Annotated in this window: 11 protein-coding genes; 2 read left to right on the forward strand and 9 right to left on the reverse strand. The window is 48.6% G+C overall.

Translation table 11 applies throughout. The annotated features are described in order from the left end of the window. Positions 1–116 precede the first annotated feature (116 nt). The 5 genes from EKM94_RS01210 to EKM94_RS01230 form a co-directional block, all read right to left on the reverse strand. Positions 117–500 carry a hypothetical protein gene (locus EKM94_RS01210; protein WP_125596257.1) on the reverse strand — a complete coding sequence of 128 codons (384 nt, stop codon included), beginning with the start codon at positions 498–500 and terminating at the stop codon, positions 117–119. A gap of 194 nt (positions 501–694) precedes the next feature. Further along, the gene (gene tsf, locus EKM94_RS01215; protein WP_125596260.1) at positions 695–1,573 is read right to left on the reverse strand and encodes a translation elongation factor Ts; all 879 of its coding nucleotides are present in this window, start codon (positions 1,571–1,573) and stop codon (positions 695–697) included. Between the two features lie 124 nt (positions 1,574–1,697). Then, positions 1,698–2,492 carry a 30S ribosomal protein S2 gene (rpsB, locus tag EKM94_RS01220; RefSeq protein WP_125596263.1) on the reverse strand — a complete coding sequence of 265 codons (795 nt, stop codon included), beginning with the start codon at positions 2,490–2,492 and terminating at the stop codon, positions 1,698–1,700. Positions 2,493–3,477: 985 nt separating this feature from the next. After that, positions 3,478–3,780: a GIY-YIG nuclease family protein gene (locus tag EKM94_RS01225; RefSeq protein WP_125596266.1), complete on the reverse strand. Its 303-nt coding sequence runs from the start codon at positions 3,778–3,780 to the stop codon at positions 3,478–3,480. 613 nt (positions 3,781–4,393) lie between these two features. Further along, positions 4,394–5,131: a tRNA1(Val) (adenine(37)-N6)-methyltransferase gene (locus EKM94_RS01230; protein WP_125596269.1), complete on the reverse strand. Its 738-nt coding sequence runs from the start codon at positions 5,129–5,131 to the stop codon at positions 4,394–4,396. Between the two features lie 111 nt (positions 5,132–5,242). On the opposite strand from EKM94_RS01230, the gene EKM94_RS01235 reads away from it, so the two are divergent. Next, positions 5,243–5,899 carry a lysophospholipid acyltransferase family protein gene (locus EKM94_RS01235; RefSeq protein ID WP_125596272.1) on the forward strand — a complete coding sequence of 219 codons (657 nt, stop codon included), beginning with the start codon at positions 5,243–5,245 and terminating at the stop codon, positions 5,897–5,899. Positions 5,900–6,495: 596 nt separating this feature from the next. On the opposite strand, the gene EKM94_RS01240 is transcribed toward EKM94_RS01235, so the two are convergent. From EKM94_RS01240 to EKM94_RS01255, 4 genes are all read right to left on the reverse strand, one after another. Next, a complete protein-coding gene (locus tag EKM94_RS01240) occupies positions 6,496–8,259 on the reverse strand; it encodes an ABC transporter ATP-binding protein (protein ID WP_225422124.1) in 1,764 nt (587 codons plus the stop codon). A gap of 97 nt (positions 8,260–8,356) precedes the next feature. Beyond that, on the reverse strand, positions 8,357–10,117 hold the full coding sequence (locus tag EKM94_RS01245; protein ID WP_125596278.1) for an ABC transporter ATP-binding protein: 1,761 nt from the start codon (positions 10,115–10,117) through the stop codon (positions 8,357–8,359). 86 nt (positions 10,118–10,203) lie between these two features. Next, positions 10,204–10,443, reverse strand: a complete 240-nt coding sequence (locus EKM94_RS01250) for a YneF family protein (protein WP_125596281.1) — start codon at positions 10,441–10,443, stop codon at positions 10,204–10,206. Positions 10,444–10,645: 202 nt separating this feature from the next. Continuing rightward, positions 10,646–10,891, reverse strand: coding sequence for a DUF896 domain-containing protein (locus EKM94_RS01255; protein ID WP_125596283.1), 246 nt, complete (start codon positions 10,889–10,891; stop codon positions 10,646–10,648). Positions 10,892–10,991: 100 nt separating this feature from the next. On the opposite strand from EKM94_RS01255, the gene lexA reads away from it, so the two are divergent. After that, positions 10,992–11,615, forward strand: coding sequence for a transcriptional repressor LexA (gene lexA, locus EKM94_RS01260; protein WP_125596286.1), 624 nt, complete (start codon positions 10,992–10,994; stop codon positions 11,613–11,615). Positions 11,616–11,693: the final 78 nt, after the last annotated feature.

Here is an 11,693-nt window from a genome sequence, read left to right on the forward strand (position 1 = left end):
GTGTGAACCGACCCGGGTAGCTCCTGAGCATTAGCCTAGCAATTGTTTTGGAAGCTGGGCTTTGCTTCCGAAACAATTGCTAGGCTAAGCGGAGGAAGCTGGGTCGGTGAACACGTTTAAAAGCAGTGTGAACCGACCCGAGTAGCTTCCGAGCATTTTGAGCAACCATAGTTTGGCCGCAGCTTGCGCTGCGAAATTCGGGGTGAGCTCGCTGTGGGCGTCACTTTGAGCTTCGCGAAACCCGCGCGAATCTCAAAGCTGAGCCTTGTCCTAAGCGGCAAAGCCGCCAAGGACAATTTCACGGCGATCTCACCCCGAATTTCTCCGCTCCAGCCGCTCAACGTTATAACAGCCGTTTGAGCACTCACGCCATTTGGTAAGCTATCGCCAATTGATGAGGATCCACGCAATTGACGGCCGTGGTTAGTAATTACAGGCGTGATATTGGCGACACCGGAATAATTTGCAAGATAAACCAAGATAAGTTCTGGATGAATCAACCAAGTCGTCGACCTTCACCTAATGAATGTCTTAAGGAAGCCGGGCTATACTTCCGGAAGCCTGGCGTGGCTATGCGCAAGGAGCTGGGGCGGTGAACACGTTTCGACCTCAGACCACAAATAAAAAATCCGTCGGCAGCAGACACTGTCAACGGATTTTTTCAGTTCAATTTCAAGAGAAACAATTTCAGAAATTAGTCCTTGATTTGGCTCATAACTTCTTCCGCGAAATTGTCGACTTTCTTTTCGATACCTTCGCCAACTTCGAAACGAACGAAGCTGACCAACTTGCCGCCTTTGCTTTCAACAAACTTAGCGACGGTCAAATCAGGATCCTTCACGAATTCTTGGTCAGCCAAGCTGATCTCAGATAAGAATTTGTTCAAACGGCCTTCAACGATCTTGCCGATGATCTTCTCTGGTTTGCCTTCGTTACGGGTTTCTTCAGTCAAGACTTCGCGTTCGTGCGCCAATACTTCCGCAGGCACATCGTCACGGGAAACATATTTCGGATTGATTGCCGCCACGTGCATTGCCACGTCACGAGCAGTCTCTTCGTCAGCGCCTTCCACAACGACTAAAGCAGCGATTTGGCCACCATTGTGCAAATATGAACCGAAGTTTTGGGAAGCTGTTTTCTCAACTAAAGCGAAGCGACGGAAACTGATTTTCTCGCCAATGACCGCTGTCAAAGCAGTGATCTTGTCGGAAATCTTCTCGCCAGCGATCGTCAAGTTCAAAACAGCGTCGTTGTCAGCTGGCTTGCCAGCAGCGATTGCTTCGGCGATTTGGTCAACTAAACCAGTGAATTTGTCGTTAGAAGCCACGAAGTCAGTTTCTGAGTTGACTTCAATGACCGCGGCAGTGTCACCAGCAACAGCGATTTGCGCCAGCCCTTCAGCAGCGACCCGATCACTCTTCTTAGCGGCTTTAGCCATCCCTTTTTCACGTAAAAGATCGACAGCCTTTTCCATGTCGCCATCAGCTTCAACTAAAGCTTTCTTGGCGTCCATCATCCCAACACTGGTTTTTTCACGCAATTCTTTAACTTGAGCTGCAGTAATTTTTGCCATTTCAATAGGCCCCCTATTAAAAATTTGATTTAAAAGTACCCTAATTTACAAAGAAAGAGTTTGGTGACAAAACCAGGTTTTGCGGCAAACTCTCCTTTTTTGTCAATAAGTGATTGACGAAAAACTATTCAGCGTCATCAGAAGTTGATTCTTCAACTTGATTAGCAATATCTTCGATTGATTCTTCGCCTTCAGCTGCTGCAGGAGCTTGTTGTTCTTCTTCAGCAACTTCATCTTGGCCTTGACGACCTTCGATAACAGCGTCAGCCATCTTTGCAGTGATCAAACGAACGGCACGAATGGCATCATCGTTTGAAGGAATGATGACATCGATATCGTCAGGATCAGTGTTGGTATCAACCATCGCTACGATCGGAATATTCAACTTTTGCGCTTCTTTAACGGCGATCCGTTCCTTGCGAGGATCAACGATGAACATTACATCAGGGATCCGAGGCATATCTTCGATACCGCCCAGGAATTTCTCTAATTTTTCTTGTTCTTTCTTAAGTAAGGAAACTTCCTTCTTAGGTAAGACATCAAAAGTGCCATCAATGGCCATCTTCTTGATGTTCTTTAAGCGTTGGATCCGGCTTTGGATCGTGTTCCAGTTTGTCAAAGTCCCACCTAACCAACGATGGTTAACGTAGAATTGACCTGCACGAGTTGCTTCTTCAGCGATCGCGTCTTGAGCTTGCTTCTTAGTCCCTACGAATAAGAAAACGCCACCGTCAGCGGCAACAGCCTTCACGTAGTTATAAGCATCGTCAACCATTTTAACGGTCTTTTGCAAGTCGATGATGTAGATCCCGTTACGTTCTGTAAAGATGTATGGTTTCATCTTTGGATTCCAACGACGAGTCTGGTGACCAAAGTGAACCCCTGCTTCAAGCAATTGTTTCATTGATAATACTGCCATGATAAAGCCTCCTATGTTTTTTCCCGCCACATTGCTCTCCTCACGTCTGCACCTCTCGGCAACACAAGCGTAATCACAATGTGTGTGAATTTGGTGATAACACCGTTTAAAATTATACCAGAACTCATACAAGATGCAAGTCTTAACGCCAATTTATCTGATGTTTTTCTTCAGGAAAATTAATTTAAGTTGGTACTGCGCGTGGCGTTGGTGGTTGACAGATATGGTGGGGCTCCAGATCGGGCTGGGGGTGGTGGAACGCGGCGGGCGTCACTTTGAGCTTTTCGGAAATTCACCGAAAATCTCAAAGCTGAGCCTTATTCTAGGCGGCAAAGCCGCCAAGAATAATATCGCGGCTGACTCACCCCCAGCCCGACCTTCCGCCAAGTGAACAAACGGACCACCAACGCCAGAGTGTGAACCGACCTGGTCAGCTTCTGAGCATTAGCCTAGCAACTATTTTGGAAGCTGGTTTGTGCCTCCGGAATAGTTGCGTAGCTAAGCGGAAGAAGCTAGGTCGGTGAACACGTTTCAACGCCACGCTCCGCTCCAGCTGCTCAACGTTATCTGATTCATTGAAGCATTCACACCGACTGGTAAGCTATGTCCAATTGATGAAGATCCACGCAATCGATAACCGTGGTTAGTGGATCCAATCTTTATATTGGCGACACCAGTACAATCTGCCTGATAAACTTAGGCTGGTTCTTGACGAATCAACTGAATCGGTCGGTTTTCGACCAAAAATTACTTAGAAGAACGAGTACAGCAGTTCATGCTACGCGAAACAGAACGGTTCATTCAATCGAATCAATTGGTATGACTGTACCACCCCATCAAGGACAATTTTTTTGATTTCTACCTTGCAAAAGCGCTTCGTCCAATCCTTCACTTCGATTGCAGATCAGCTCAATTCTGTCTCCGGAATAGTTGCGTAGCTAAGCGCAGAAGTCAGTTGTGCGGGTGCGTTTCCAGTCCGCGGCAGCTAGTTGCGACCATCGCCTAATTCTGATTGCCAACTTATCTGATGGTCTCTCAGGAAAGCTTCTTTTTCTTGACGACGATGCCGCTTGAATTTGGCCTCAAAACTCAATGCCAATGACTTACTGGTGAATTCTTGTTGATACAGCAAGCGAACCGGGCGGCGATTGCGGGTGTATTTGGCGCCTTTGCCCGCATTGTGCGTGGCGACGCGTTTGGCCACATCATTGGTTGACCCCGTATAAAAGGTTCCATCGGCGCATAATAAAATATAACAATAATAAATAATCGTGCGCCTCCCTTTCATTAAATCGAAATCATGGTTAGTGTGATATTGGGCTCCAAATCGGATCGGGATCCACACAACTGCCAACATAGCCTGACAGTCTCAATTTCGCCTGTGGGCGCCAACAGTATAATTCTCTTGATGAACGCGGTCAGGATCATGATGAATCAACCAAATCAGTCGGTTCCCAGAAAAAATCAGTTTAAACGAGTGAGATCCAGCTGTCGGCACTACCCAAAATCTGCCGGCCTATTACTCCGAATCCGTTAGCATTGCTGTACCACCCCAAAAAAGTGGACGATTGTTTTCACCTCTCGCTTGCAAAACCACTTCGTCAGATACACAACTTTGATTGCAGATAACCGCAATTCTGCCTAGCAACCGCCTCAGGACGTGTGGCTCATCGGTGAAATTTGTCTTAGTGATTTATCACTTAGACAAAGACCTGATTTTGAGACAAGCCGCGCACTTTGCGGGTTGGCTCAAAACAGCGTCCACCGCGTTCCAGCCACGACAAACGTCCTGAGGCGGTTGCGCTCACGCGCAACACCCACTCAAACCAGCAATCAAGCGAAGAGCAAAAAGTAGGACACCAAATTTCACCAAGCCGCGCAACCAATTGCCCACCAAAAATTTATTTCGTTAAATCATCGCCATGCAAAATGGTTTTGACCTGGGGCGTATATTCGTCCTGCTCTGTATAAGCAACGATCGGCGGCATCACCCGCACGCCATTAGGTCGACCGTCCTTGATCGCATCGACCAGAACCATATTCGCTTCTCGATCCGCCTTGGGATAAACGAACTGCAACCGTTTAACGGCCAACCGCGCCGCGACGCATTTGGCCATGATCTCGTCCAAGCGTTCCGGCCGATGGACCATGTAAAAATGTCCATTGGTTTTCAGCAAGCGCGCGCTGGTTGTCAAGACCGCCGCCAAATTGGTTTTCAATTCATGCCGCGCGATCGCGTAATAAGGATTCGGATTCTTCGTACTTTGCGGTTGGTCAACGAAATAAGGTGGATTACAAGTCACGACATCCGCAAAGTCAGTGCCCAAGAATTCAGACGCATCAGCCAAATCAATGGGTAAAACGTTGATCTGATTTTCTAAGTGGTTTAGTCGAACTGACCGATGTGCCATTTCCGCCAGCTTCTCCTGAAGCTCGATCATTGTGATTGTTTCCTTAGTTTTCTGGCTCAGAAACAGACCAACGGCGCCATTACCAGCGCAAAGGTCGACTACTTGATCTGTTCTTTTGACTTGGGCGAAGTCCGCCAGCAAAACCGCATCCAGTGAGAATGAGAACACCTCGTCGCTTTGAATGATTTTGATACCGCCGTTGACCAATTGATCGACCCGTTCTGTCATTTCATGACCTCCACATTGACCGCCCAAGAATATCATTGCGAAAAATATCCTTTGACCGCTTTTTCTGCTATAATTTTCTATGAACTCAATTTTAGCATAAAAGGTGACGTCATGTTCTACAAAATCATCCGACCGATTGCCCGCTTCATCGTGTGGCTACTCAACGGTCACACCAAAACCGTGAATAAGAAAAACTTACCTGAAGGCAGTTACATTCTAGTCGCGCCCCACCGAACTTGGTGGGAACCGATTATTTTCGCGTTGGCGGCGAGTCCGAAAGAATTCAGCTTCATGGCAAAGAAGGAACTCTTCCGCAATCCAATCCTGCGCTGGATCTTGGTCCACGCTCATGCTTTTCCGGTGGACCGCTTCAACCCTGGTCCCTCGGTCATCAAAATTCCGGTGCGCACGTTAAAAGCCGGCAAGCTGGCCTTGATCATGTTTCCGTCTGGCACCCGCTATTCCAGTGAGCTCAAGGGTGGCGCCGCTTTGATCGCCAAGTTGGCCAATGTGCCACTTTTGCCCGCAGTTTATCAAGGCCCAGTGACCTTCAAGGACTTTCTCAAACACAAGCGAGTGACCGTGGGCTTTGGCGAACCGATCCCCATCGACCGCCGTTTGAAGTTGGACGAAGCCGGGTCAGAAATGATCAATCAACAGATGACCGCCGCCTGGGCCGCGCTGGATCAAGAGATCAACCCCGATTTCCATTACGTGCCTGATGAGAAACATTTAGAAGCCGAGAAAGCCAAAAACCAATTGAAATAGCCAAGCGTCAACAAACACCGCCTTAGGAGCACTCTTCGAAGTCGCCCCTAAGCGCGGTTATTTTTTTAACTGTTTTAGCATTTCGATACCCAGGCGTTCTTAGATCCGTGGTCACACTGACTGCCCACCAGAAAAATAACAGTAAGGAAAAAAGTTGGGATTTTGATCATTTTTTAAAGTGAAATGGGCAAACATTGCGTATTTATTGATTAGTGGCGTTCATCAGCTTCCCCACCAAACGCAATTAGTGGCCGCCGCGGACCAAAAAAAGCCGAGCCCAACAGGACTCGACTAAACTTAACTTGATTAATGTGTCTCACTTGATTGACTGATCGGCGCTAAATCGTGCCGATCACTGTTGACCGCATTTCTTGATCTCATCTACCAGTCTCAGGTTCGATGTTTCAGATCAAGAGCACCACACACACCCTAACCCCCCAAAAAGAGAGCGCGCAACGATCTGAACAACTGCAAATCGTTAGTCTAGCAACTATTTTGGCGGCCAGGTTTGCCTCCAGAATCGTGGCGTCGCTAAGTGAACGCAGCTAGGTCGCTGAACACGTTTTAAAACAGTGGGCTGTTGTGGTCAAGGGCAGTTAGGCGGTTGGTTCCGCGGTCGCGTCGACCCCGTGTTGCAATTGGTACAACTGATAGTAACGCCCTTTTTGTGCCAACAATTGGTCGTGGGTCCCGTGCTCAACAATGCGGCCGGCGTCAAGGACAATGATTTGTTCAGCGTCCTTGATGGTCGACAAACGGTGAGCGATGGCGATCGTGGTTCGACCACGGCGGAGGCGCCGCAGACCTTCTTGGATCATACTTTCCGTTTCCGTGTCAATATTGGCCGTGGCTTCATCCAGCACCAAGATCTTCGGATCAGTGACCACCGTGCGCGCGAAGGAAATCAGCTGCCGCTCGCCACTGGAGAACTGAGTACCCCCTTCGATCACCCGAGCGTGGTAGCCGCGGGATAATTTATTAATGAAGCGATCCGCCTGAACGAATTCGGCGGCTTCTTCGATTTGCCGATCAGTGATGTCTTGATTGAACAGGCGAATATTGGAGGCCACATCACCATAGAACATGAAGGAATCCTGCAAGACCAAGCCCATTTTCCGCCGTAATTCGGTCATGGGATAATCTTTGATGTCTTTACCATCGATCAAGATCTGACCTTCATAAAATTCGTAAAAGCGCATCATGATATTAATGATCGAACTCTTGCCAGAACCGGTATGACCGACGATCCCAATCGTCTGCCCGGGCTCAGCGATGAAGGAAATGTCATTCAGGACTTTGTGTTCGCCATCGTAAGCGAAAGAAACATGGCGGAACTCGATTTTTCCAGCGGTGATCTCCCCAGACGCGTCCGGATGTTGTTGCGGCGCGATCGTCGAATCATCCAAGATCCGGAAGATCCGTTTGCCGGCCACCACCCCATCTTGCATAAAGGACAGCGAGTCCATCATGTCGGAGATCGGATTGAAGAAGTTCTGGACGTAGGTCGTAAAGGCGTAAATAACCCCGGCTTCCACGAAAACATGTTCCGAAAGAAGCCCGAAATAAGCCAAAACAGCGGTCAGCGCTAAAGCGTAGAGCAAATTGATCAACGAGGACAACAGCAGCGAGTTGGTGTGGATCATCGCCTTACGCGTGGCCAAATATTCGCCGTTAGTCTGCTCGAATTCTTGACCGATCCGGTGTTCCTGCCGAAACTCTTGGATCACGCCAATGCCTTCGATCGATTCATTCAACTTCACATTCAATTCACTCAAGCGTTCCCGCATCCGCCGGTAGACCCGCGAGCTGTAACGGGCATAATACCAGATCGCCACCAGCAGAATCGGCAAGAAGGCCAAAACAACCAGCGCGCCGGTGCCATTCAAGGCCGCCATCGCAAAGTAGGCGGTGATGATCCCCAGCAACCCGGTCAAAATCGACGCGAAGAATTGCAAGAAATCCATCAAAGACATGGTATCGTTGGTCACCCGCGAGACGATCGAACCAGCCGGCGTCAAGTCAAAGTAGCGCATCCCTAAAGTGTGCAATTTACTGAATAGCGCGCGCCGGACACTTTCCAGCGCCTTCTCGGACCCAACGGAGTAAAGATAATTACTGACAAACTGGAGCACCGCTTTCAATAAAACACCAAGAAAGTACAAAGCGGCAAAGCCTAAGATCACCCGGGTAGTTCCCCGGGATGGCGTTAGATATTTATCCATGAATTCCTGCAAGATCCGCGGCAAGAAAACATTCAGTAAGGACAAGGCGGTGGCGCTCAAGATGGCGATAATGAACAACCACTTGAACGGCAAAGTGAACTTCAGCATGCGCTTGATGATCTGACCTTGTTCCTTCATGGGAATGCTTTGCGCCCAAACGGATTGATTCTCGCTAGTCGAAGTCGTTACGTCCGTTGGCTCCTGGTGATCAGACTGTTGTTTGGTTTTCTTTTCTTTATTCTGCGTCATGCTGCTCACCCCCTAATTGTGATTCAACTTGTTGTTTGGCCCACATTTCCGCGTACCAACCGGCACGTTGCAGTAATTCTTGATGATTGCCCCGCTCGGTGATCTGACCATTGTCGATCACCAAGATCTCATCGGCGTTCATCACGCTACTCAAGCGATGGGCCGCGATGATCGTGGTTTTATTCTGTCGATCATGCTTCAAATTCTCCAGAATCGTTTCTTCTGTTTTGGCGTCCACCGCCGATAACGCGTCGTCTAAAATCAGGATCTCAGGCAAGACCATCAACGCCCGGGAGATCGCCAACCGTTGCTTTTGCCCGCCGGACAAGGAGACCCCTTTTTCACCGACGAGGGTTTCATATTGTTGACTGAAGTGCAAAATATCGTCGTGGATCGCGCTTTGGGCTGCCGCGTGCTCAACGGCGTCTTGATCTTGATCCATCGCCGCGAACCGAATATTATCGCGCACGGTGGTAGAGAACAAGAAATTATCTTGGGGAACGTAGCCGATCGCGCCTAAAACACTGGCGGCAGGCACATCACGAATATCCTGACCACCAATCGTGATCTGGCCTTGATAATGGTCGAATTCCCGGAGCAACAATTTCATGATCGTTGTTTTCCCAGCGCCAACGCGACCCACTAAGCCCAGGGTTTGACCTTGACGTAATTTGAAGTGGATCTGTTGTAAGGCCGGGCGTGGATCATCAGGATAGCTGAACCGATCGATTTGATAATCCAAATCGCCGCTGACAACTGGCGCGCTGTCCACTTTCGGCGCCACCGCTTGGCTCTTTTCAGAAAGAAGTTCATTGACCCGATCGTAACTGGCGTTGCCCCGTTCGATGACGTTGAACAATCGACCGATGGCAAACATCGGCCAAACCAACGCGCCAATGTACGCGATGAAGGAAATCAATTGGCCCACGGTGATCGTCTGGTTGACCACCAAGGTACCGCCATAAATAATCGTGATCACGTAGGTCAGTCCAATAATGATCGAGATTGCCGGATCGAATAACGAATCGATCCGATAAACCTTCTTATTGATCGTGATCGTTTTGTCGACGATTTTGTCGAAATCAGCCACATCTTCGTCTTCTTGGCCGAATGTTTTGATGACTTTGATGCCACTGATCGATTCCTGCGTTTTATCATTCAAACGGGAGAAAGCCGCCTGCGACTCGCCGAACGCCGTGTGTAAGTGGCGACCCAACACCCGCGCCATAATCGCCAATAGCGGCATGGGCAAGATCGCCATCAAGGTCAAACGCCAGTCGACAAAGATCAACATGGCAATGATCGTGGTGCTCCCGGTCAAAATCGAATCGGCCAAGGTCAAGATCCCGGCGCCGGCCACGTTCTGGATCGCGTTCAAGTCATTGGTGGCGTGGGCCATCAGGTCACCGGTCCGATGTTTCTGGAAGAAAGTGGCGTCCATTTTCAGGAAGAACGCGAATAAACGCGAGCGCATTTCCCGCTCCAAGGTGGCCGCGCCGCCCCAGATCATCGTCCGCCAGCCAAAGCGGCTCAAATATTGGATGATCGCCGCCATTGCCAACAACACCAACCATTCCGCTAGGAGTGACAGCGTCAATTGCTTATTACCCATTTTGTCGGCCAAGATCCCAATCACCCTTGGCGGGATCAGTCCCGCTAAATCGGCCAAGAGTAGGAAAATCAATCCCCAAATATAACGTTTCTTTTCGGCTTTGAAGAACCAGCCGAGTTTCTTAAATATTCCCATTTCTTTACCTCACCTTAAAAAATTCCACAAAAAAAACAGGTGCAAGCACCTGCGATCGTTACCTGGTATGGCCTAAAGTGGGATGATTATTTCTTTTCCTTCTCAGCTTTAGCTTGTTGAGCCTTCATGGCACTCATCATTTGGTTCAGCTTCTTTTCAGAAGGCTTCTGCCCCATTTGTACCATCATCGCTCGCATCATATCAGTATTGATCGGCGGATTGTCGCGAAAATACTTCTTCATGTAGGCCCGCGCGCCAAAGAAGCCCGCCACTGCACCTAATAGTACACCTAACACAATAAATAAAATCCATAGTCCTGTATTCATGCTCGCCCTACTCCTTAATCAAAAATGCTAATTTCATTTTACCCAGATTACCCTGTCACTTGCAAGGGTATTTTACAAATTAATAATGTGTTTTTTAAAAATTTCTCGCGAATCTCATCAGACTCTCATTCCAGATGGGCTGGTCGACAGCAGTAAATCGCCACTTGTTCCAGCCGTACCCCTAACTTGCGCCGCTATCGAATCAATCATCGCGTAAATTTTTATCCCGTTGGATCTGACGCACTTTCTCAGGGGTCACTTCTTGACCTTGCTGATCAAACAAGCGCATATTCTCAACTTGTGTGCGGAAACCCGCGCGGAATTGTTCCAAATAAGCATGGCGCAACTCTTGGCGTTCCGCGGTTTCTTCAGCGGTCAGTTGATCACGTTTGGCTTTGGCGGCCAGTTCGTTGATGCGGGCGATCAGCTTAGGATCGATCTCACTCATCGTTAACAACTCCTTTAAATAGCTAGAAAATGGGGAACATCTGTTTGCTATGGTTTAGCTTTTATGCTAAGATTTAATTATACTACATTTGAGGTGCCTTATGACAAAAGGAATCAGCAACAAACAACTTGAAATTTTACGCTTTATTTATGATACCGTCAACGATTGTGGCTATCCGCCAACCGTCCGGGAAATTTGCGCTGCTGTTGACCTGTCATCCTCATCGACTGTTCATGGTCATTTAGCGCGCTTGACCGAGCGCGGCTACTTAGATCGCGACAAAACCAAACCCCGCGCCATGGAGTTGACCGAGATGGGGCGCGACGCCATTGGGATCAAGGAACAATTGATTCCGCTGTTAGGTGTGGTCACCGCCGGCGAACCGATCTTGGCAGTGGAAGAGGCTACCGATTACTTTCCTTTACCTCCTAACTTAAATTTGGATGATAACGACCTCTTCATGTTGACCATTCGCGGCGAAAGTATGATCAATGCTGGCATTTTCGACGGTGATCAAGTCATTGTCCGCCAACAACGCGCCGCCAACAATGGCGATATCGTCATCGCCATGAACGATGAGAACGAAGCAACCTGTAAACGTTTCTACCGCGAAAATGGGCACATTCGCTTGCAACCAGAAAATGACACGATGGATCCGATCATTTTGCCCAACGCCACGATTCTGGGTAAAGTTATCAGTTTATATCGGGCCCATATTTTCTAAGGCGGTTCAATCAACCCTCACACGATTTCCATAAAATCCGGGCAAAGTAAAAGCGCGACCTCCACATTGTCACCTGAT

Origin of the sequence: Lapidilactobacillus achengensis (assembly GCF_003946655.1) — a bacterium.
Taxonomy (GTDB): domain Bacteria; phylum Bacillota; class Bacilli; order Lactobacillales; family Lactobacillaceae; genus Lapidilactobacillus; species Lapidilactobacillus achengensis.

Coding starts and splice junctions, on each gene's coding strand:
- EKM94_RS01250 (WP_125596281.1), bottom strand. CDS start 10,443: ATGAATACAGGACTATGGATTTTATTTATTGTGTTAGGTGTACTATTA.
- EKM94_RS01245 (WP_125596278.1), bottom strand. CDS start 10,117: ATGGGAATATTTAAGAAACTCGGCTGGTTCTTCAAAGCCGAAAAGAAA.
- rpsB (WP_125596263.1), bottom strand. CDS start 2,492: ATGGCAGTATTATCAATGAAACAATTGCTTGAAGCAGGGGTTCACTTT.
- lexA (WP_125596286.1), top strand. CDS start 10,992: ATGACAAAAGGAATCAGCAACAAACAACTTGAAATTTTACGCTTTATT.
- EKM94_RS01240 (WP_225422124.1), bottom strand. CDS start 8,259: ATGAAGGAACAAGGTCAGATCATCAAGCGCATGCTGAAGTTCACTTTG.
- EKM94_RS01225 (WP_125596266.1), bottom strand. CDS start 3,780: ATGAAAGGGAGGCGCACGATTATTTATTATTGTTATATTTTATTATGC.
- tsf (WP_125596260.1), bottom strand. CDS start 1,573: ATGGCAAAAATTACTGCAGCTCAAGTTAAAGAATTGCGTGAAAAAACC.
- EKM94_RS01230 (WP_125596269.1), bottom strand. CDS start 5,131: ATGACAGAACGGGTCGATCAATTGGTCAACGGCGGTATCAAAATCATT.
- EKM94_RS01255 (WP_125596283.1), bottom strand. CDS start 10,891: ATGAGTGAGATCGATCCTAAGCTGATCGCCCGCATCAACGAACTGGCC.
- EKM94_RS01235 (WP_125596272.1), top strand. CDS start 5,243: ATGTTCTACAAAATCATCCGACCGATTGCCCGCTTCATCGTGTGGCTA.